We start from the raw sequence: 21,291 nt of genomic DNA on the forward strand, positions 1-21,291 counted from the left end.
ATGACGCGGATCATCAGCGGCACGGCGGGCGGGCGCCGCCTCCAGACCCCACCGGGGTCCTCGACCCGTCCCACGTCCGACCGCGTCCGGGAGGCGCTCTTCAGCCGGCTCGAGCACCGTGGCCTCATCGAGGGTGCGTCCGTCCTCGACCTCTACGCAGGGTCCGGCGCCCTCGGCCTCGAGGCTGCGAGCCGCGGCGCCGCCCAGGTCCTGCTCGTCGAGTCGCACAAGGCGGCCGCGAAGGTGATCCGGGCCAACGCCGTCGTCATCGGGCACCCGGGCGTCCGGGTCCTCGCCGACACCGTGGAGCGGGCGCTCGCCGCCGGGCCACCCACCGGCCTCCGCTTCGACCTCGTGCTGGTCGACCCGCCCTACGACGTGACCGAGGACGCCCTGGCGGCCGTGCTCGCCGCGCTCGTCCAGCACCAGTGGCTGGCGCGCGAGGCGTTCGTCGTCGTCGAGCGCTCGAGCCGGTCACCGCAGCCGACGTGGCCCGACGGGCTCGAGCTGTCGGGCGAGAAGCGCTACGGCGAGACCGCCATGTGGTTCGCCGAGCCGCCACCGAGCGAGGTCGTCGCGTGAGGTTCACGCGACGGCTGCGGGCCGACCGGTAGGTTGGCCGCGTGACGAGCGAAGCGCGCCGCTGTGTCTGCCCCGGCTCCTACGACCCGATCACCAACGGTCACGTCGACGTGGTGACCCGGGCGAGCAGGCTGTTCGACGAGGTCGTCGTGGCGATCCTGCACAACCCGAGCAAGCACGGCACGTTCGGCGTCGACGAGCGCACGGCGCTGATCGAGCAGTCCCTGGGGCACCTGTCCAACGTCCGCATCGGCGCCTGGGCCGGGACGCTCGTCGTCGACGTGTGCCGCGAGGTCGGGGCCGCGACGATGGTCAAGGGGCTGCGCGGCGGGACCGACTTCGCCTACGAGCTGCCCATGGCGCACATGAACCACCACCTCACCGGCGTCGAGACCCTGTTCATCGCGGCGGACCCCACGCTCCAGCACGTCTCGAGCTCGCTCATCAAGGAGGTCGCGCGCTACGGCGGCGACGTCAGCGGCCTCGTCCCCGACCCCGTCCTCGCCGCGCTCCACGACCGCTTGGGCTGATTTGGGCGCACGGCGCGCCTCTAGTAGCCTTGGAGGTCGGTCCACGTCCGTCTTGGCGCGGACCGAATCCTCAACTGTGCGCAGGAGTCATGGACCGTCCCGATCCCCGTTCTCCTCTGGTGCTCGACACCAGAGAGCTTGTTCGGCGACCGGGCACGATGCACGAGATCTCGCGCACGGCGACGATGCCCGACGACCTCGGAACCGACGTCATCTCGATCAAGGCCGGCCAGCCGGTCCAGGTCGAGGTGCGCCTCGAGTCCGTCGTCGAAGGTGTCCTCGTCACGGGTTCGGTCAGTGGCACGGCGACCGGCGCCTGCGTGCGGTGCCTGGATCCACTCGAGCTCGTTGTCGAGGGGACCTTCCAGGAGCTGTTCGCCTACGCCGACCGGGCGGCGCACCACCACCAGGTGGGAGCCGACTCGGACGAGGACGAGGTGCACGAGCTGGTCGGTGACCTCATCGACCTCGAGCCCGTGCTCCGGGACGCTGTCGTGCCGACGCTGCCGTTCCAACCGGTGTGTCGGCCTGACTGCCCCGGGTTGTGTTCCGAGTGTGGGATGCAGCTCGCGGAGGACCCGGACCATCATCATGAAGTGATCGACCCGAGGTGGTCGTCCCTCAGCGGACTGCTGGGGAACGACCCGCAAGAGAAGAGGAACTGACGTGGCTGTCCCGAAGCGGAAGATGTCGCGCTCCAACACCCGTTCGCGTCGTGCGAACTGGAAGGCAACGCCGACGACGCTCACCACGTGCCCCCAGTGCGGTGCGGCGACCCAGCCGCACATCGCGTGCCCCTCGTGTGGCACGTACAAGGGCCGTCACTACGCCGCTGCCGAGCGCACCGAGCACCAGGCCTGATCACCCCGTGAGCAGCCCCGTGAGCAGCCTTGGTGCTGGGGGTGTTCCGGCGGTGCCGCAGCGGCCCGTCGATGCTCTGATCGCCCACCTCCGCGAGGTGGTCGGCCAGGACATCGACGAGCCGCTGCTGCTGCGTGCCCTGACGCACCGGTCGTACGCCTACGAGAACGGCGGCCTGCCCAACAACGAGCGCCTCGAGTTCCTCGGCGACTCCGTGCTGGGCCTTGTCGTCACCGAGTCGCTCTACCGTGAGCACCCCGACCTCGCCGAGGGGCAGCTGGCCAAGCTGCGCGCCGCCGTCGTCAACATGCGGGCGCTCGCCGACGTCGCGCGGGTCTTCGACCTCGGGCAGTACGTCATGCTCGGCAAGGGCGAGGAGGCCACCGGCGGCCGCGACAAGGCCTCGATCCTGGCCGACACCCTCGAGGCGCTCATCGGCACGGTGTTCCTGTCGACCGACATCGACTTCGCCGCACGCTTCGTGCACCACCACTTCGACCCGCTCATCGAGGAGGCCGCCACGCTCGGGGCCGGACTCGACTGGAAGACGAGCCTGCAGGAGATGGCGGCCGGCTCCGCGCTCGGGTCGCCCGAGTACCGCGTCAGCGAGCAGGGGCCCGACCACGAGAAGGAGTTCCACGCCCGCGTCGTCGTCGGCGAGGAGGTCCTCGGCGAGGGACGCGGTCGCTCGAAGAAGGAAGCCGAGCAGAAGGCCGCCAAGGAGGCGTGGCACACGCTCGACGACCGTCGCAGCACCGCCGCCACGACGGCCACCGCGGGCTCGACGCAGGCCTGAGCCGCCCGTGCCGGAGCTGCCCGAGGTCGAGGTCGTGCGCCGCGGCCTCGAGGACCACGTGGTCGGTCGCCACGTCACGCGCGCCCGCATCACCGGGGTACGCGTGGCGCGCCGTCACGACGCCGGCCCGGAGGACCTCGCGGCGCGCCTCCACGACGTGACCGTGACTGCGGCGTCACGTCGCGGCAAGTACCTCTGGCTCGCTCTCGACGGCGAGGACGCCCTCATCGTCCACCTCGGGATGAGCGGCCAGATGCTCGTCGAGCCGGCCGACGCGCCGCTCGAGAAGCACTGCCACGCCCGTTTCGACTTCTCCGACGGCGGCCCGCAGCTCCGTTTCGTCGACCAGCGGACCTTCGGGGGGCTCGCACTGTCGCCGCTGCGCGACGACGGGATCCCCGAGTCCGTCGCCCACATCGCGCCGGACCCCTTCGAGCCGGTCTACGACCAGGCCGCGGTCGTGCGCCGGATGAAGCAGCGCGACAGCGCGGTCAAGCGGGCCCTGCTCGACCAGTCGCTCGTCTCGGGGATCGGCAACATCTATGCCGACGAGGCGCTCTGGCGCGCGAAGGTGCACGGCGAGCGGCTGTGCTCCTCGCTGACGAAGCCCACGCTCGGTCGCGTGCTCGACCATGCTCGCGACGTCATGGCCGAGGCGCTCGGCCAGGGCGGCACGAGCTTCGACGCGCTCTACGTCAACGTCAACGGAGCGAGCGGCTACTTCGACCGCTCGCTCCACGCGTACGGCCGCGCCGGGACGCCGTGCGACCGCTGCGGCGCGACCATGCGGCGCGAGCAGTTCATGAACCGCTCGTCCTTCTCGTGCCCCGTCTGTCAGCCCCGACCGAGACGCCGCAACCCGTCCTGACCGTCAGGGACGGCGAACGGGCTGCGAGCAGGGTGGTGGGGTCGTCCGGTGTCGGCGTGTCGTCAGTCCCCGCTCGGGCGACGCTTCGGGGCCGGGCGCGCCGGGTCGTCGTCGACGGGCTCGACGTGCGCGGGCACGATGATCGGCTTGATCCGGGCCCAGACGAAGAAGAAGGCGCTCATGGCGAGCAGGACGATGCCGGCCCAGAGGTTGGCGTTGACGCCGCCGGTCTTCTGCAGCGCCTGGTCGCCGAAGATCCCCATGACGAGCAGGATCAGGCCGTAGAGGCCGAGCAGGGCGCCGATGAAGTTGCGGATGTCGAAGGCGCCCGCGGTGTGCCGCTGGCCTCGCTGCTCGTCGGGGTCGGGGTCGGGGGCGTCGAGCCGGTGCTGGTCACTCATGTCGAGGCTCCTGTCAGAACAAGAAGTTGAGGATGATGACGAGGCCGAGCGAGATGCCGGCCAGGGGGAGCGTGCGGCGGTACCACGGCATCGTGCGCTCCTCGGGGTCGACGAGCTCCTCCCTCGGCGTCTCGGAGTAGACGAGACCACGCAGCTCGGCGGACGTCTTGGGCTCGGTCACGAGCGACACGCCGACGCTGAGCACGATGTCGACGACGAAGGCGGCCGATGCCGCCACGAAGGCCGCGCCCTGGCCGCTCAGCGGGATCACCCCGAGGCTCGCCGACCCGAAGCCGTCCTCGCTGAGGAACGAGACGAGCACGGCCGAGAGCGTGCCGGCCGACAGGCCGACCCAGCCGGCGGTCGCCGTCATGCGCTTCCAGAACATGCCGAGGATGAACGTCGCGAACAGTGGTGCGTTGAAGAACCCGAACAGCGACTGGAGGTAGTCCATGACGTTGCTGAAGGAGCTGGCGATGGTGGCCGTGAAGATCGCGATGACCGTCGCTCCCACCGTGGCCAGACGGCCGATGCGCAGGTAGTAGTCGTCGCTGTGGTCCTTGCGGATGTAGCGCTGCCACAGGTCGTAGCTGAAGACGGTGTTGAACGCCGAGATGTTGGCGGCCATGCCGGCCATGAAGGCGGCGAGCAGTCCGGCGATCGCGACGCCGAGCAGCCCGTTGGGCAGGATGTCGCGCATCAGCAGGAGCAGTGAGTCGTTGTACTTCACGCCCTCGCCGGACGCTCCGCCCGGTGGGGTGCCGCCCGCCTTGAGCTCGCCGATCTCCTTGACGAGCACGGCGGCGACCATGCCGGGGATGATGACGATGAAGGGCACGAACATCTTGGCGAACGACCCGATGATCGGCGTCTTGCGTGCAGCGGACATCGAGTTGGAGGCCATGGCCCGCTGCACCTCGACGAAGTTCGTCGTCCAGTAGCCGAACGACAGCACGAAGCCGAGGCCGAAGACGATGCCGACGACCGACCAGAACGGCGAGTCGAAGCCCGAGAGCGCCTGACCCGGCCACGAGTGCAGCTGCTGCTCGGCCGGCGGGACGCCTGCGGACGCCGGAGCCGACGTGGCGAACTCGGTGACCTTGTCCTTGAGTCCCTGGTAGCCGCCGACGCGGTGCAGGCCGATCAGGGTCAGCGGCAGCAGGGCGGCCACGATGACGAAGAACTGGAGCACCTCGTTGTAGATGGCCGCCGACAGTCCACCGAGTGTGATGTAGGACAGCACGATCGCGGCGGCCACGAGCAGCGCCACCCAGAGCGGCCAGCCGAGGAGCGCGTGGACGATCGAGCCGAGGAGGTAGAGGTTGACCCCGGCGATGAGCAGCTGCGCGACGGCGAAACTGATCGCGTTGACGAGGTGTGCCCCGGTGCCGAAGCGGCGGAACATGAACTCGGGGACGGAGCGCACCTTCGAGCCGTAGTAGAAGGGCATCATCACGACGCCGAGGAAGAGCATGGCGGGGATCGCGCCGACCCAGAAGTAGTGCACGGTCGAGATGCCCAGCTCGGCACCGTTGGCCGACATGCCCATGATCTCGACGGCACCGAGGTTCGCCGAGATGAAGGCGAGGCCGGTGACCCAGGCCGGCAGCGACCGGCCGGAGAGGAAGAAGTCGATGGAGTCGGACACGGCCCGCCTCGCCATGACCCCGATGCCGAGGACGAAGACGAAGTAGAGGGCGATGATGACGTAGTCGACGGGTTTGGCGCTGATGAGGGCGTCCGCGGTGGGCAGACCCGCCAGTGCGTGCATGCGTTCAGTCCCTTCCTTGGGCGACGACCGACGCTAGCGCAGCCCCTGACGTCGGGCGAGTCAGGATGGGCGAGTGCCTCGTGCCCTCGTGATGAGCCGCTTGAGTGGGACGGAGGTGTCCGCCGCCGAGTCGGCTTCGATCGTCATACCCTTCTCGAGCGCCCGTTTGACGGCCAGGTAGTCGGTCGGGCTGCCGACGGACTCGACGGCGATGAGCAGCCCGTCGCGGTAGCTGAGCAGCGAGAAGTGCTCCGATGCGACGTCGCCGCGCACGACGACCTCGTCGGCGCCCTGGGGGAGCCCGGCCATCTGCAGTCGCAGGTCTCCCTGGTCGCTCCAGAACCATGGCACCCGGTCGTATGCCGTGGGCCGGCCCGTGAGCGTGGCGGCTGCCGCCCGCGCCTGGTCGGTCGCGTGCGGGACGCTCTCGAGCCGCATCGACCCCGGTTGACCACGGTCGAAGGGGTTCGGGCCGACGGCGCAGTCGCCGGCCGCGACGGTGAGGCCGTCGGACGCTCGGGCACACTCGTCCACGACGATCCCGCGGGGCTCCACGAGCAGGCCCAGCCGCTCGGCGAGGTCGGTCCGGGGGACGGCCCCGATGCCGACGACCACGACGTCGACGGGCAGCGTGGTGCCATCCGAGAGCTCCACGCCGATGACGCGACCGCCCTCACCGAGGACGCGAACGACGCTGGTGCCCAGCAGGATCCGCGTGCCGCGTCGCTCGTGCGCTGCGCGGACGGCGTCCGACAGGACGGGTGACGCGGCTCGGCCGAGGAGACGGTCGGTCGCCTCGACGACGGTGACGTCGGCGCCGAGCGCCCGTGCGCCGGCTGCGATCTCGAGCCCGATGAAGCCACCGCCCACGACGACGACCGCGCGCGCGGAGCGGAGCCTGGGTGCGAGCCGGTCGGCGTCGGCGAGGGTGCGGACGTCGTGGATCCCGTCGAGGTCAGCACCCTCGGCCGGCAGCGCACGGTTGACGGCACCGGTGGCCAGGGCGAGGCGCTCGAACGCGATGGTGCGCCCCGCCGCCGTCATGGCGCTCCCACCGGCGGCGTCGCGCGCGATGGTCACGACGGCGTCACCGGTGACGAGCTCGACGCCGAGATCGGCGAACCAGGCGGCGTCGTGGAAGACGAGCGACGCACGGTCGTGCTCGCCGCGCAGGTAGCTCTTGGAGAGGGGAGGCCGCTCGTAGGGCGGCTCGGGCTCGTCGCCGACGAGCACGACGGGCTGCGTGTCGCCGAGCTCGCGCAGGGCCGTCACCAGTGAGATGCCGGCCTGCCCCGCCCCGACGACGAGGGTGCCGGCGCTGCCGGAGGTCTCGTCGCTGGCCATGGACGCCAGCCTAGGGTGGGCCCATGACGTGGTCTCCCGCGAACCCCGAGTCCGTCTTCACCTACGGCGCCCCGCAGCTGAAGTTCGGGGCAGGGGCGGCGGACGAGATCGGGCACGACCTGCTGGCTCTCGGTGCGCACCGGGTCCTGGTCGTCACCGACCCCGGGGTCCTCGCGACCGGCTGGCCCGAGCGTGTCGCCGAGGGTGTCCGAGGGTTCGGGGTCGAGGCCGTCGTGCACGACTCGGCACACGTCGAGCCCACCGATGCGAGCCTTCTCGCGGCGGTCGAGCGGGCCCGCGCCGACGGCCCCTTCGACGGCTACGTCGCGGTCGGCGGGGGCTCGGCCATCGACACGGCGAAGGCGGTCGACCTGCTCCTCAGCGACGGCGGCGAGCTCATGGACTACGTCAACGCACCGGTCGGCGCCGGTCGGGCCCCCAGCCGTCCGCTCGCCCCGCTCGTCGCCGTGCCGACGACGACCGGGACGGGCGCCGAGAGCACGACGATCTGCGTCCTCGACGTCCTCGCGCTCAAGGTCAAGACCGGGATCAGCCACGTGCGGCTCCGACCGAGCCTCGCCGTGGTGGACCCCCGGCTCACGGCCACGCAGCCCGCGGGCGTCACGGCCAGCGCGGGCATGGACATCCTGTGCCACGCCCTCGAGAGCTGGACGGCGCGACCGTTCACCGGCTACGAGCGCAAGCAGCCCGGGGAGCGCGTGCCCTACTGCGGCAGCAACCCGATCTCCGACATGTGGTCCGAGCGGTCGATGTCGTTGTTGGCCAAGGCGTTCCGGACGGCGGTTCGCGACGGTTCCGACGAGGCCGCCCGCGGCGACATGGCCCTGGCGGCGACGTTCGCCGGCCTCGGTTTCGGCAACGCGGGCGTGCACGTGCCGCACGCCAACGCATACCCGATCGCCGGCCGGGTGCGCGACTTCCACCCGGAGGGCTACCCGAGCGACGAGCCGATGGTGCCGCACGGCATGGCCGTCGCGATGACGGCGCCCGAGGCCTTCCGGTGGACCTTCGAGTCCGACCCCGACCGGCACCTCGCGGCGGCACGGCTCCTCGACCCGGCGCACGGTGACCGCTGGGATGCGGGGCCGCGCGACGTGCTGCCCAGCGTTCTCGTCGACCTCATGCGCGACATCGGCATGCCGAACGGCCTCCGGGCGGTCGGCTACGACGATCGCGACGTGGACGCCCTGGTCGAGGGCTCGCTGAAGCAGCAGCGGCTGCTCGCGACCAGCCCGCGCGAGGTGGGCGCCGACGACCTCGCCGGCATCCTGACCCGCTCGCTGCAGCTCTGGGAATAGCGGTCGACGCCCGGGGAGGGCGGCGGCATACAGTGCCGTCTGTGACCACGGAGCCCACGCACCTGCCCCTGCCCCTCGAGAGCGACTGGCTCGACTGGGTCGGCGCCCGAGGCGAGCAGCAGCTCGCGCTGGCGCGGTCCCTCGTCGAGGGACTGCGCGCCGACCCCCCGAAGGAGCCGCTCGAGGTGCTCCGCGTGTGGAACGACGCGCAGACCGCGTTGTCCAACGCCGCCTCGGTGGGGTCGCTCTTCTCGGAGGTCCACCCCGACACCACGGTCCGTGAGCGCGCGGAGGCCGTGGCCCAGCAGGTGCAGAAGCTCGACACCGACCTCGGCCTCGACACCGAGCTGTATGCCGTCCTCGCCGGTCTCGACGCGAGCGGCCTCGACGCCGACGCCACGCGCGTGCTCGAGCGCACCCTGCGCGACTTCCGCCGTTCGGGTGTCGACCGCGACGAGGCGACGCGCGACCGCCTCCGGGCGCTGAGCGAGCGCTCCATCCTGCTCAGCCAGGAGTTCAGCAAGAACATCCGTGAGAACGTCCGCAGCATCCGGGTCACGCCGGACCGCCTCGCGGGCCTTCCGCAGGACTGGGTCGACGCGCACCCGGTCGACGACGACGGCCTCGTCACCGTGACGACCGACTACCCCGACGTCGTGCCGTTCCGGACCTTCGCGCACGACGCACAGGCCCGGCGTGACCTCGTCACCGAGTTCCTCACCATCGCCTGGCCGGCCAACGACCGCGTGCTCCAGGAGATCTTCGCCGTCCGCCGCGAGCACGCCACGCTCCTCGGCTACGCGTCCTGGGCCGACTACGACGCCGAGGTCAAGATGATCGGCAGTTCGGCTGCCATCGGCGAGTTCATCGACCGCATCACCGAGCTGTCGGCCTCGAGCGCCGAGCGAGACAAGGGTGTGCTGCTCGAGCGACTGCGGCAGGACCGTCCCCACGCCACCGACATCGACGGCGCCGACGTCTCCTACTACGCCGAGCTCGTGCGCAAGGAGGACCTCGCCGTCGACGCCCAGCGCGTGCGGACGTACTTCCCGTTCGAGTCCGTGCGCCAGGGCCTGCTCGACGTCACCGGGCGTCTCTTCGGCCTCGAGTGGTCGCCGGTGGCACGTGAGGACGCCCGCACGTGGCACGAGGAGGTCGCGACCTACGACGTCTCCTTCCACGGCGAGCGGATCGGCCGCATCCACCTCGACCTGCACCCGCGCGACGGCAAGTACAAGCACGCGGCCCAGTTCGACCTCGCGCGCGGTGTCGACGGCACGCAGCTCGCCGAGGGCGTGCTCGTCTGCAACTTCAACCGGGGCCTCATGGAGCACGACGAGGTCGTCACCCTCTTCCACGAGTTCGGCCACCTCGTGCACCACGTGCTCGCCGGCCGCACCGAGTGGGTGCGCTTCTCGGGTGTCGCGACCGAGTGGGACTTCGTCGAGGCCCCGAGCCAGATGCTCGAGGAGTGGGCCTGGGACGCCGACGTGCTCGCGACCTTCGCGCGCAACGCCGACGGCGAGACCATCCCCGCCGAGCTCGTCGAGGCCATGCGCAGGGCGGACGACTTCGGCAAGGGCTACGACGCCCGCACCCAGATGTTCTACGCCGCGCTCTCCTACGACTTCCACGTGAACGAGACCGACGACCTCACGGCCCGCCTGCGGGAGCTCATGGAGCGCTACTCGGTGTTCCCGTACCTCGAGGGCACGCACATGCAGTGCCACTTCGGGCACCTCGACGGCTACAGCTCGGCCTACTACACCTACATGTGGTCGCTCGTCATCGCCAAGGACATGTTCTCGGCCTTCGACCGCGGCGACCTCTTCGACCCCGAGGTCGCGGGCGCTTACCGCGACAAGGTGCTGGCGCAGGGCGGCCGTCGCGACGCCGCCGACCTCGTCGAGGACTTCCTCGGCCGTCCCTACACCTTCGACGCGTATGCCGCATGGCTGGCGGAGTGACCGGGGCACGGACCGGGGGCGTACGCGTCACCTCGCTGACGGCCTACCCCGTCAAGTCGCTCGGCGGGGTCTCCCTCGACGAGGCGGTCGTGGAGCCGCAGGGTCTGCGTGGCGACCGCCGCTGGGCGGTCGTCGACCCGGACGGCACCAAGGTCACGGCTCGCGAGGAGCACACCCTCCTCGGGCTGCGCGCCGAACCCGTCGACGACGGGGGAGTGCGCCTGGTCGCGTCCGGCGCGGACCCGCTCGAGGTCGCCCCGCCGCGCGGCGCCGAGCCCGTTCCCGTCCGGTTCTCCGGGCAGGACCACGCCCTCCCCGCCGGCGACGAGGCCGACGCGTGGCTGACCGCGCGCGTCGGCCGCCCGTTGCGGCTCGTGTGGCAGGACGACGAGACCCACCGTCCGATCCGCCCTGACATGGGTGGCGCCGAGGGGGACCGCAACTCGCTCTCGGATGCCGCGCCGCTGCACGTCACCTCGGAGTCGTCGCTGCGACGCCTCAACGACTGGGTGCTGGAGACGGCCCTGGAGCGGGGCGAGGAGCCGCGAGAAGCCTTGGGGCACGAGCGGTTCCGACCCAACCTCGTGGTCTCGGGGAGCGAGCCGTTCGCCGAGGACGCGTGGTCGAGGGTCCGCATCGGGGGCGTGCCGTTCCGCTCGACGATGGTCTGCGACCGCTGCGTCATGACGACCGTCGACCGGGTCGACCTGCGCACGGGGAAGGAGCCGATCCGCACCCTCGCCCGGCACCGGAAGTGGGACGGCGCCACGTGGTTCGGGATCCGCCTGGCCCCCGAGCTGCCGCTCGCTGAGGGAGCCATGCTGCGCGTCGGCGACGACGTCGTCGCCACCTGAGGGCCCGAGTCGGCGGCTGCGACGTCCGGTGCGGGCTCGACAGAGCCGTGATCGGGCGCGAGGTCGCGCAGATGGTGCGCTCCGGCGACCCGGGCTGCGCGATCTCGCGCCCGACGAGCCGCGGCTTGGCTCAGGTGAGGCGGGACAGGACGTCACGCAGGTCGGTGAGGGCGGCCGCCTCCTCGGGGCTGAGCGCGGCCAGGGGCGTGGCCGCCAGCCGGCGGTAGACCGCCGCCATCCCTGCGAAGAGCTCCGGCGAGGCGCCCGCCGAGCCCTGCGTGTCGGCGATGCTCTCCATCTCGTCGACGAAGCGCGCGCTCTTGGCGGCTGCCACCGCCACGCGCCGCGCGGCGCCCTCGACCTGGACAGGGAGCTCCTCGGCGAGGTCGGCGAGGACGGGAGCGAGCACGTCGAGGGCCGCGGCCGTCTGCAGGGCCTGCACCCAGACCGCCGTCGTGCCCTTGTAGACCGAGGCGGTGCACATCTTCACGGCCGACGCCTGGCCGACGCGGTCGCCGACGACGGTGCGCCGCAGGCCGACGGCCGGGACGCGCGTCACCTCCGCCGCGCGAGCACCCGAGAGGTAGAGCATGGTGTCGCTCCCGGGCTCGGGCGGCCCGCCGCTGACGGACCCGTCGACGAGGTCGAGGCCCGCCGCGGCGGCCTGTGCGGCGAGGGCGGCGACGCGCTCGGGTGAGACGGCGTTCGCCTCGAGGAGCAGCGGAGTCGTGCCGGTCGCCCTGGACGCCTCGATCACCGAGGCGAGCACGGCCTCGGCGGCGGCGGGCGGGCAGATGCTGACGACGAGGTCGCCGGCCGCGACCACGGCGTCGAGGTCCGGCAGCAGCTCCAGGCCGCTGGCGAGGCCGGCCGTGCGCTCGCTCCGCCCGACGACCGTCGCGACGACCCGCACACCGGCGGTCGCCCAGGCGCGACCGAGGGCCGAGCCCATGGCGCCGGGCGAGACGATGCCGATCGTCCTCACGGCGCGTGCTCCGGGCAGGAGGTCGCCGGTAGGAGCCGACAGGTCCGGGCGTCCGGCGGTCACGGGATCGGGAGCTCCTTGAGCACGACCGGCTTGCCGGTGTTGCGCTGCGAGAGGTCGGCCATCGCCTGGCGCACCGTCTTGGAGAAGAGGTGGGCTCCCTTGATCGTCGGGTGGATCCTGTCGGACTGGACCTGCTCCGGGTGAGCCCGGATGGCGTCGGCCCAGTCGGCGACGACGACGTTCGCCCGGCCGCGCACGACGAGCTCGAGGGTCGCGTTGTCGGTGTCGACGCGCGCGAACGGCCCCATGATGTTGACGAGGACGACCATGCGGTCGGGACCGAGGACGTCGAGCACCTGCTTGACGCGGTCCTCGTCGACCCCGGCGTTGGTGCCGAAGGCGAGGATGACCGCGCGTCGGTTGCCGTCACCGCGCGCCGAGACCTCCGCGAGGCCGTCGGACCAGCGCCGGTTGGACTTCGCGTCGATGCGGATGCCCGGGAAGTAGTAGCGCAGGGCCTGCAGGCTGCCGACCATGATCGAGTCGCCGTACGCGTCGATGTCGGGTCCGGCGGGCATCGTGAACGAGGCGTTGGTGGCCGCTGCGGCACCCGTGCCCGACGCCGTGGTGCCAGAGCCCGCGGCCGGGGTGCCCTGGGTCGCGGCGGTTGCCACCGGGGAGTGGGTCGCCATGGCGTCGGCGGCCGCCTCGTTCGCGGCGAGCATCCGCGCGGTCTCGCTCTGGTCGGGGGCGGTCAGGACGATGATCGCGGTGACGACGGCGAGCGTGGCGACTGCGGCGCCGACGACCTGCTTGGTGCGCCGGGTCAGGCCGGAGACGCGGCCGCGCAGGCTCGTCGCCACACCCCGGAAGCCGAGGCTGCGGAACGGCGTCTCGACGAAGCGGAAGGTGAGGTCGGCGAGGGCCAGCGTCACGAGCACGCACCATGTCCGCGTCAGCAGGTGCGACGTCGTGCCCGGTGCCGAGGGGTTGTCGAGCGCGACGAGGAGGATGACGGGCCAGTGCCAGAGGTAGATGGAGTAGGACCGCGCACCGACCCAGCCGGCGACCGGGTGCCGCATCGCCCTCTGCACCCCGGTGACGCCGTCGGGGCGTCGCTCGATGACGCCCATGACGAGCACCGCGGTCGCGAGCGACGCGAGCACGATGCCGCCGCGGAAGGTCAGCGTCGACTCCTCGTCGAGGAAGGCCATCTCGGCGAGCAGGACCACGAGGGCCAGCGGGACGGCATACGACCCGAGACGACCCCACCGCGACGGCGCCACCCACAGCGCGAGCCGGGGGCTCGCCCAGGCGAAGGCGAGGGCGGCCCCGGCCATGAGGCCCATGACGTGGGTGTCGGTGCCGTAGTAGACGCGGGTCGCGTCGGTGCCGGGCGTGAAGAGCAGCGCCATGAGCAACGACGACCCGAGCCCGACGGCGACGGCCACGCCGACGCGCACCCGGCTCGACACGGTGAGCAGCGCGAGCGTCACGAGCGGCCAGAGCAGGTAGAACTGCTCCTCGACCGCCAGCGACCAGAAGTTCATGAACAGCTGGGGCGCGGTCTGGTCGAAGTAGCTCGTGCCCGCGGTGATCTCGGTCCAGTTCGTGGAGAACGTCAGGGCTCCGACGATCTGGCGGCCGATGTCGACGAGGAGGTCCTGGCTCACCGCGCGCGCGATGAGCACGCTCGTGACGACGCAGAGGACGAGGGCGGGCAGCAGGCGACGGGCGCGGCGCACCCAGAACTGCGAGAGCGCGATGCTCCCGGTGCGATGGTGCTCGCGGACGAGCAGCGTCGTGATGAGGAAGCCCGACACGACGAAGAAGACGTCGACGCCGAGGAAGCCGCCCGGCAGCCACGAGGCGTTGAGGTGGTAGACGAGGACCCCGACGATGGCGAGGGCCCGGAGCCCGTCGAGGCCCTCGATGCGAGCCGCATGTCCCGACCGCGCACGCCCCGATCGCGGGGTGGCCCCCGTGGCCGTGTCGGCGGTCTGACCCGTGCCAGCCGCCCGTGAAATCGCCGACGTCGTCACGTCGCTCCTTCCGTGGGCCGCGGTGAGTGGAGTCACCGCCGTGCCTGATGTGAGCATAGGTACGCGTGGGGCTCCCGTTGCGGCGCCACGCGGCATACCGTGTCGGGGTGGACGACGAGGTGGCCGGCGGGCCCGTGCGCGCGACGATGTTCGTGCGCGGGATGGTGCAGGGGGTCGGCTTCCGGTGGTGGACGCGCGCCCGCGCGCTCGAGCTGGGCCTCGACGGACACGCCCGCAACACCACCGACGGTCGCGTCGAGGTCGTCGCCCAGGGGAGCCGCGAGGCGGTCGACGCGCTCGAGGCGCTGCTGCGGGAGACCCCCTCGACGACCCGGCGCCCGGGACACGTCGATGGAGTCATCGTGCAGCACGGTGTTCCGAGGGACGGAATCACCGGGTTCGTCGAGCGCTGACCCGCCTAGGCTGACCCGGTGAGCGACGTGCCCGAGGTCCCCGCCGAGCTCGCTCGGCTGCGCAGCAGCATCGACAACATCGATGCCGCACTCGTCCACCTGCTCGCCGAGCGCTTCAAGTGCACCCAGCAGGTGGGTCTCCTCAAGGCCGAGCAGCACCTGCCTGCCGCCGACCCCGCGCGCGAGGAGCGCCAGATCGCCCGCCTGCGGGCGCTCGCCGACAGCGCCGGGCTCGACCCGGTGTTCGCCGAGGCGTTCCTGAACTTCATCATCGCCGAGGTCATCCACCACCACGAGCGCATCGCCAACGGCGACGCGTAGGTCGTCGCACCCGACGGGTGGGGGCCCGTCCGGGCCCTCCCGCACGGGACCCGACGCGGGTCGTCAGTAGAGCGTCGCGTCCTGCCGCTCGGCGAGGGCGGCGTCGTAGGCGGCCGCCTCGGCGTCCGACGCGAACCCGCCGGCCTCGCGCGTCATCGTCCCGGCGGTCGGCAGGGTCTTCGGGTCGACCCGGGACTCGCTGTCCCACAGGCGACTTCGCTTGATCGCACGAGCGCACTGGAAGTAGACGCGCTCGACCTCGACGACGAGCACCGAGGCCGGCAGCACACCCTTGACCTCGTGTCGCGCCAGCTCGTCCGGGTCGGTCGACACGATCGCGGTGCCGCGCACGCGCAGCTCCTCGCCGAGGCCCGGCACGAGGAAGATCAGGCCCACCCTCGGGTCGGCGACGACGTTGCGCAGCGTGTCGAGGCGGTTGTTGCCGCGCCGGTCGGGGATGACCAGGGTGCGCTCGTCACGCACGACGACGAAGCCGGGCCGGTCCCCGCGCGGCGACTGGTCGAGTCCGCCGTCCCCGACCGTGGCGATGACGACGAAGGGGGCCGCCGCGATGATCCGCGCCTGGCTGGGCGTGACGGTCGCCGACTCCTTGGCGAGGCTGTTGGCGGCGGGGGCCGTCGGGTAGACCTCGAGCAGCCGCTCGAGGGAGCTGACCCGGTGCTCGTCGTCCAGGGGGTGATCTCGGCGCTCGTCGGCATCCACCCGTCCACGGTATGCCGTCCGTCCCCCGCACGCGCGGGCGCTCACCTCCCCGGAGCACGCCCCCACGGCTAGTACGCTGACCGGGATCGCTGGCTGGCTGGACAAAGGATTTCTCGGGTCGTGTACGTCAAGAGCCTCACCCTGAAGGGCTTCAAGTCCTTCGCCTCGGCGACCCACCTGCGTCTCGAGCCCGGCATCACCTGCATCGTCGGCCCCAACGGCTCCGGCAAGAGCAACGTCGTCGACGCGCTCGCCTGGGTCATGGGCGAGCAGGGCGCCAAGTCCCTGCGTGGCGGCAAGATGGAGGACGTCATCTTCGCCGGCACGTCCGGCCGTGCGCCGCTCGGCCGCGCCGAGGTGGCCCTGACCATCGACAACACCGACGGTGCGCTGCCGATCGACTACACCGAGGTGACGATCGCCCGCACGATGTTCCGCAACGGTGGCTCGGAGTACGCCATCAACGGGACGCCCTGCCGGCTGCTGGACGTGCAGGAGCTGCTGTCCGACAGCGGCATCGGCCGCGAGATGCACGTCATCGTCGGCCAGGGCCAGCTCGACACCGTCCTTCGCGCGACGCCCGAGGAGCGCCGCGGGTTCATCGAGGAGGCTGCGGGCGTCCTCAAGCACCGCAAGCGCAAGGAACGCGCGCTCCGCAAGCTCGACACGATGGAGGCCAACCTCACCCGGGTCCAGGACCTCACGGGCGAGATCCGCCGCCAGCTCGGCCCACTCGGTCGCCAGGCCGAGACGGCGCGCAGGGCTGCCGTCATCCAGACCGATGCCCGTGACGCGCGGCTGCGCCTCGTGGCCGACGACCTCGTCCAGCTGACGTCGACGCTCGAGCAGGAGGTGGCCGACGAGTCGGCCCTCATCGAGCGCCGCTCCGAGGTCGAGGAGTCCATCGGCGACCTCGCCCACCGGCTCTCCACGCTCGAGGAGGCCGCCGAGGCCGCCCGTCCGGCCCTGACCCGGGCCCAGGACGAGTACGTCGCCCTCGGCCGGCTCGTCGAGCGGATGGCCTCGACCCGGTCGCTCGCGGCCGAGCGGGTGCGCCTGCTCAGCGAGGACGACGAGCCCGAGGCTCCCGGCCAGAGCCGTGACCCCGAACAGCTGCGCGCCCAGGCCGCCGACGTCCGCGAGCAGGAGGCCTTCCTCCTCGAGGAGATCGCCGAGGCCAAGGCCGCGCTCGAGGACGCCGTCATGTCGCGCACCGACGCCGAGCGCGGGCACGCCGAGGAGACCACCCGCCTGCAGCGCGAGGCCCGGGCCGCGGCCGACCGTCGCGAGGGCCTGGCCAAGCTCGGCGGACAGGTCGGTGCGAAGGCGTCGCGCATCGAGGCCCGCGAGGCCGAGGTCGGACGTCTGCGCACCACCATCGAGGCCGCCCAGGCCCGGGCCGCCGAGGCCGAGCACGAGTTCTCGCGGCTCGAGTCGAGCGTCGCCCAGGACGAGGAGGGCGAGGAGGGCCTCGACACCGCCTACGAGGAGGCCGCCGCGCGCCTCGAGGCTGCCGAGGCCGAGCATGCCCGCTGGAAGGAGGCCGAGGCGACCGCGGAGCGCGCGCGCACCACCGCCGCCGCTCGCGTCGAGGCACTCGGCCTCAGCCTCAGCCGCAAGGACGGCGCGGCCGCCCTGCTCGCCGCCGCCGACGAGGGTCACCGGATCCTCGGGTCGGTCGCCTCGCTCGTCACGGTCGAGCCCGGACTCGAGAACGCCGTGGCCGCTGCTCTCGGCGCGGCAGCCGAAGCCCTGGCCGTCGGCTCGCTCGACGCCGCCGCAGCCGCTCTCGACGCACTGCGCGACGGCGACAACGGCCGTGCCAGCCTCCTCGTCGCGGAGTCCGCGACGCCCGTCGACCCCGCCTCGTGGCCGTCGCTGTCGGGCGAGGCCCGCTGGGCCCGTGACGTGGTGGAGTGCCCGGCGTCGGTGCGACCCGCAGTCGAGCAGGTGCTCGAGCGGGTCGCCCTCGTGCCCGACGGGACGGTCGCCCGCGCCCTCGTCCGGAGCCACCCCGGCGTCACGGCCGTGACCCGCGGAGGTGACGTCTACGCACCCGGCGCGGTCCGTGGTGGCAGCACCACCGCCCCCAGCCTGCTCGAGCTGCAGGCCGCGCTCGACGACGCGCAGGACGCCATGGCCCGAGCCACCCGCGAGGGCGAGGAGGCCCGCTTCCGCGTCGCGGGTGCCGACGCCACCCGGGCCGAGCTCGCCGACGCGGTCGAGGCCGCTCTCGAGCGGCTCAACGAGAGCGACGCCCGGATGGCGGCGATCGCCGAGAAGCTCGGTTCGCTCGGCCAGACCCTGCGCGCGGCCCGGTCCGAGGTCGAGCGCACCGAGAAGGCCATCGCGGACGCCGCCTCGGCCCTCGAGGCCGACCAGACCGAGCACGCAGCCCTCCTCGAGCGGCTCGAGGCAGCGAGCGGCGAGGGCGACTTCGCCGACGAGCCCTCCACCGAGGAGCGCGACCGTCTCGAGGCCGTCGCCCGCGAGGCCCGCGCGGCCGAGACCGAGCTGCGCCTGGCCCTGCGCACCCGTGAGGAGCGCGCGCGTGCCCTGAAGGACCGCGCCGACGCCCTCGAGCGCGGCGCCCGCCACGAGGAGGAGGCGCGCCAGCGCCTCGCCGAGAAGCAGGCCCGCCGCCGCCGCGAGGCGGCCGTCGCCGCTGCCGTGCGCACGGCCGCGGCCTGGGCCCACGAGCTGCTCGCCGAGTCGGCCGAGCAGGCCGGCCGCGCCCGTGCCGCCGGTGAGGCCGAGCGCACCGAGCGCGACGCCGAGCTCGCCGTCGTGCGCCGGGACATCTCCGTGCTCCAGGCCGAGCTGCGCGAGCTCACCGACAGCGTCCACCGCGACGAGGTCGCGCGCACCCAGCAGCGCCTGCGCATCGAGCAGCTCGAGACGAAGGCCGTCGAGGAGCTCGGCATCTCGCCGTCCGCCCTCGTCGAGGAGTACGGCCCGCACCAGCTCGTCCCGGCCGTGCCCGACCCCCATGCAGATCCCGATGCACCGCAGCCCGACCCGGTGCCGTTCGTGCGCGAGGCCCAGGAGAAGCGGCTGCGTCAGGCCGAGCGCAAGCTGAACGCCCTCGGGCGCATCAACCCCCTCGCGCTCGAGGAGTTCACCGCCCTGGAGGAACGCCACAAGTTCCTCACCGAGCAGCTCGAGGACCTCAAGAACTCCAAGCGCGACCTGCTCGACATCGTCAAGGAGGTCGACGAGCGCGTCGAGCGCGTCTTCGCCGAGGCCTTCGAGGACACCGCGGTCCAGTTCGAGCGCGTCTTCCAGCGGCTCTTCCCCGGTGGTGAGGGACGCCTCGTCCTCACCGACCCGTCCAACATGCTCACGACCGGCCTCGAGGTCGAGGCGCGTCCGCCGGGCAAGAAGATCAAGCGGCTGTCGCTGCTCTCCGGTGGTGAGCGCTCGCTCGTCGCCGTGGCGCTGCTCGTGGCGATCTTCAAGGCACGGCCCTCGCCCTTCTACATCATGGACGAGGTCGAGGCCGCGCTCGACGACGCCAACCTCGGGCGCCTCATCACCCTCTTCGAGGAGCTGCGCGACAGCTCCCAGCTCATCGTCATCACGCACCAGAAGAAGACGATGGAGATCGCCGACGCCCTCTACGGCGTCAGCATGCGTGGCGACGGCGTCACGACGGTGGTGTCCCAGCGACTGCGCGACGTCGCCGACCGGCCGGCCTGACCGACACGGCATACGCGATCGGCCTCGACCGGGCGCTGCACGTGGGAGCGCGCGGGATGGGGATGGCGGCCGCCTCGTGTGGAGTTGCCGAATCGTCACTCCGTGCTATTTGCGCCACATGGGTCACATGCGTCACTCTTGTCACATGGTTTACCTGGTCATCTCGATGCTCGTCGTCACCGTGCTCGGTGTGGCGGTCGTCGGCGTCGTCGCGGTGCCTGCGCACCGTGGCGGCCGGGACCTGCTCACCGCCAAGGGGGAAGGGGTCGCACGCTCGGCACGTCGCCGTGCAGGGACCCTCGGTCGCCCGCGCGCCCGCACGCACTAGCCGCGCCGACCGCCTGCCCGACACCCTCGGCCACCGGCCACCACCGGTGGCCGAGCCGCGCCCGAGCCGCGCCCGGGCCGCCGTCGAGGCGTCCGGCGCGTCGTCACCAGCGTGGTTGGATGGCTGACGTGGACACAGTCTGGACATACGTCATCATCGGCGTCGCCATCCTCGTGGGCGCGGTCGCCTACGGCGTCAGCCTCGTGCGCGGCCGCGGCCGCACCGTCGAGCGCGAGGCTCCGCCGGCCCGCCCGGGGCTGCCCGCCGAGGACCTCGACCGCCGCCCACCCACCGGCTCCACCGACACCGTCGCGCCCCCCGAGGCAACGGGCTCCACGACGACGCTCGAGCCCGAGGCTCCGACCGCCCCACCGACCGTCCCCGAGCCGACCCTCGAGCGGCCGGAGTCGGCCCGCGGCCGGCTCCAGCGGCTGCGCGCGCGCCTGGCCCGGTCCAACTCCTCCATCGGCCAGGGCCTGCTCGCGCTCCTCTCGCGCGGCAAGCTCGACGAGGAGGCCTGGGAGGAGGTCGAGGACACCCTCATCTCCTCCGACCTCGGCGTCGAGGCCGCCACCGAGCTCGTCGACTCGCTGCGCACCCGCGTCAAGGTCGACGGGACGACCGACGAGGCCACGGTTCGCGGCTGGCTCCGCGACGACCTCCTCGCGCTGGTCCAGCCCGACATGGACCGTCGCATCGCCAGCAGCCGGGTCGGTGACCGCCCCGCCGTCATCCTCGTCGTGGGCGTCAACGGCACCGGCAAGACGACGACCGTCGGCAAGCTCGCGCGCGTCCTCGTGGCCGAGGACCGCGAGGTGCTGCTCGGCGCCGCCGACACCTTCCGCGCAGCGGCCGCCGACCAGCTCGAGACCTGGGGCGCCCGCGTCGGGGTCGCCACCGTGCGCTCCGACAAGGACGGCGCCGACCCCGCAGCCGTCGCCTTCGACGCGGTCAAGGCCGGCATGGAGGAGGAGGTCGACGTCGTCATCATCGACACGGCGGGCCGCCTCCACAACAAGGTCGGCCTCATGGACGAGCTCGGCAAGGTCAAGCGCGTCATCGAGAAGCAGAGCCCCATCGACGAGGTGCTCCTCGTCCTCGACGCGACCACCGGCCAGAACGGCCTGCAGCAGGCCAAGGTCTTCTCCGAGGCCGTCGACGTCACCGGCATCGTGCTGACCAAGCTCGACGGCACCGCCAAGGGCGGCATCGTCGTGGCGGTCCAGCGCCAGCTCGGCGTCCCCGTCAAGCTCGTCGGCCTCGGTGAGGGCCCCGACGACCTCGCCCCCTTCGACCCCGAGGCCTTCGTCGACGCCATCGTCATGTGACGACACGGGCTCCAGACCCACGAGCACGTGTGCCGGACGGCACACCTGCTCGTGGCGTCCGGTGGGGGAAGCGGGGGAGTCCATGATCCGGACGCCCACGGTGCGGGAAACCATCCGCTAACACCGCCCACCTGTTGTTGACATGGCTGTAACAAA

General features: G+C 72.2%; 20 protein-coding genes. 14 read left to right on the forward strand and 6 right to left on the reverse strand.

All coding sequences use genetic code 11. From position 1 onward, the window contains the following. From rsmD to mutM, 6 genes are all read left to right on the forward strand, one after another. Window positions 1–582 (forward strand): 16S rRNA (guanine(966)-N(2))-methyltransferase RsmD, encoded by a 582-nt coding sequence (gene rsmD, locus ASG96_RS09660; protein WP_056753790.1) that lies wholly within the window; start codon window positions 1–3, stop codon window positions 580–582. 41 nt (window positions 583–623) lie between these two features. Then, window positions 624–1,112, forward strand: coding sequence for a pantetheine-phosphate adenylyltransferase (gene coaD / locus ASG96_RS09665; RefSeq protein ID WP_057587821.1), 489 nt, complete (start codon window positions 624–626; stop codon window positions 1,110–1,112). An 89-nt stretch (window positions 1,113–1,201) separates the two neighbouring features. After that, a complete protein-coding gene (locus tag ASG96_RS09670; protein ID WP_057587822.1) occupies window positions 1,202–1,777 on the forward strand; it encodes a DUF177 domain-containing protein in 576 nt (191 codons plus the stop codon). Between the two features lies 1 nt (window position 1,778). Continuing rightward, window positions 1,779–1,973 carry a 50S ribosomal protein L32 gene (gene rpmF, locus ASG96_RS09675; RefSeq protein ID WP_020142793.1) on the forward strand — a complete coding sequence of 65 codons (195 nt, stop codon included), beginning with the start codon at window positions 1,779–1,781 and terminating at the stop codon, window positions 1,971–1,973. Between the two features lie 52 nt (window positions 1,974–2,025). Continuing rightward, window positions 2,026–2,769, forward strand: coding sequence for a ribonuclease III (rnc, locus tag ASG96_RS09680; protein ID WP_056753800.1), 744 nt, complete (start codon window positions 2,026–2,028; stop codon window positions 2,767–2,769). Between the two features lie 7 nt (window positions 2,770–2,776). After that, entirely contained in the window at window positions 2,777–3,637 is an 861-nt protein-coding gene (mutM, locus tag ASG96_RS09685; RefSeq protein ID WP_057587823.1) for a bifunctional DNA-formamidopyrimidine glycosylase/DNA-(apurinic or apyrimidinic site) lyase, read from the forward strand. A gap of 62 nt (window positions 3,638–3,699) precedes the next feature. Here the strand turns inward: mutM and ASG96_RS09690 are convergent, their stop codons facing one another. The 3 genes from ASG96_RS09690 to ASG96_RS09700 are packed head-to-tail and all read right to left on the reverse strand — an operon-like array spanning window position 3,700 to window position 7,153. Further along, window positions 3,700–4,038 (reverse strand): hypothetical protein, encoded by a 339-nt coding sequence (locus tag ASG96_RS09690; RefSeq protein ID WP_057587824.1) that lies wholly within the window; start codon window positions 4,036–4,038, stop codon window positions 3,700–3,702. A 13-nt stretch (window positions 4,039–4,051) separates the two neighbouring features. After that, window positions 4,052–5,809 carry a sodium:solute symporter family protein gene (locus tag ASG96_RS09695; RefSeq protein ID WP_057587825.1) on the reverse strand — a complete coding sequence of 586 codons (1,758 nt, stop codon included), beginning with the start codon at window positions 5,807–5,809 and terminating at the stop codon, window positions 4,052–4,054. A 60-nt stretch (window positions 5,810–5,869) separates the two neighbouring features. Beyond that, complete coding sequence (locus tag ASG96_RS09700; RefSeq protein WP_057587826.1) at window positions 5,870–7,153, reverse strand: NAD(P)/FAD-dependent oxidoreductase; 1,284 nt, start codon at window positions 7,151–7,153, stop codon at window positions 5,870–5,872. A gap of 23 nt (window positions 7,154–7,176) precedes the next feature. Here ASG96_RS09700 and ASG96_RS09705 point away from each other — a divergent pair, with 23 nt between their 5' ends. Genes ASG96_RS09705 through ASG96_RS09715 form a run of 3 tightly spaced genes read left to right on the forward strand, consistent with a single transcriptional unit; the run spans window position 7,177 to window position 11,293 of the window. Next, entirely contained in the window at window positions 7,177–8,472 is a 1,296-nt protein-coding gene (locus tag ASG96_RS09705) for a hydroxyacid-oxoacid transhydrogenase (protein ID WP_057587827.1), read from the forward strand. 41 nt (window positions 8,473–8,513) lie between these two features. Continuing rightward, window positions 8,514–10,439: a M3 family metallopeptidase gene (locus tag ASG96_RS09710; RefSeq protein WP_057587828.1), complete on the forward strand. Its 1,926-nt coding sequence runs from the start codon at window positions 8,514–8,516 to the stop codon at window positions 10,437–10,439. Further along, entirely contained in the window at window positions 10,424–11,293 is an 870-nt protein-coding gene (locus ASG96_RS09715) for an MOSC domain-containing protein (protein ID WP_057587829.1), read from the forward strand. Before ASG96_RS09710 ends, ASG96_RS09715 begins: the two co-directional genes overlap by 16 nt. A 130-nt stretch (window positions 11,294–11,423) precedes the next feature. Here the strand turns inward: ASG96_RS09715 and ASG96_RS09720 are convergent, their stop codons facing one another. Continuing rightward, complete coding sequence (locus ASG96_RS09720; protein ID WP_200962671.1) at window positions 11,424–12,341, reverse strand: NAD(P)-dependent oxidoreductase; 918 nt, start codon at window positions 12,339–12,341, stop codon at window positions 11,424–11,426. Beyond that, window positions 12,338–14,323, reverse strand: a complete 1,986-nt coding sequence (locus ASG96_RS09725) for an acyltransferase family protein (RefSeq protein WP_057587830.1) — start codon at window positions 14,321–14,323, stop codon at window positions 12,338–12,340. The genes ASG96_RS09720 and ASG96_RS09725 overlap by 4 nt, the downstream gene beginning before the upstream one ends. Window positions 14,324–14,469: 146 nt before the next feature. On the opposite strand from ASG96_RS09725, the gene ASG96_RS09730 reads away from it, so the two are divergent. Beyond that, window positions 14,470–14,736: an acylphosphatase gene (locus ASG96_RS09730; RefSeq protein WP_057588379.1), complete on the forward strand. Its 267-nt coding sequence runs from the start codon at window positions 14,470–14,472 to the stop codon at window positions 14,734–14,736. An 18-nt stretch (window positions 14,737–14,754) separates the two neighbouring features. Further along, the gene (locus ASG96_RS09735; protein WP_057587831.1) at window positions 14,755–15,057 is read left to right on the forward strand and encodes a chorismate mutase; all 303 of its coding nucleotides are present in this window, start codon (window positions 14,755–14,757) and stop codon (window positions 15,055–15,057) included. Window positions 15,058–15,120: 63 nt separating this feature from the next. On the opposite strand, the gene ASG96_RS09740 is transcribed toward ASG96_RS09735, so the two are convergent. Further along, a complete protein-coding gene (locus ASG96_RS09740) occupies window positions 15,121–15,780 on the reverse strand; it encodes an MSMEG_1061 family FMN-dependent PPOX-type flavoprotein (protein WP_056753829.1) in 660 nt (219 codons plus the stop codon). Between the two features lie 120 nt (window positions 15,781–15,900). On the opposite strand from ASG96_RS09740, the gene smc reads away from it, so the two are divergent. From smc to ftsY, 3 genes are all read left to right on the forward strand, one after another. Beyond that, window positions 15,901–19,479, forward strand: coding sequence for a chromosome segregation protein SMC (smc, locus tag ASG96_RS09745; protein WP_057587832.1), 3,579 nt, complete (start codon window positions 15,901–15,903; stop codon window positions 19,477–19,479). 145 nt (window positions 19,480–19,624) lie between these two features. Continuing rightward, on the forward strand, window positions 19,625–19,807 hold the full coding sequence (locus tag ASG96_RS09750) for a hypothetical protein (RefSeq protein ID WP_057587833.1): 183 nt from the start codon (window positions 19,625–19,627) through the stop codon (window positions 19,805–19,807). 119 nt (window positions 19,808–19,926) lie between these two features. After that, window positions 19,927–21,135, forward strand: a complete 1,209-nt coding sequence (gene ftsY, locus ASG96_RS09755) for a signal recognition particle-docking protein FtsY (RefSeq protein WP_057587834.1) — start codon at window positions 19,927–19,929, stop codon at window positions 21,133–21,135. Window positions 21,136–21,291 lie beyond the last annotated feature (156 nt).

This window comes from Terrabacter sp. Soil810, from assembly GCF_001429645.1.
Lineage (GTDB): Bacteria > Actinomycetota > Actinomycetes > Actinomycetales > Dermatophilaceae > Terrabacter.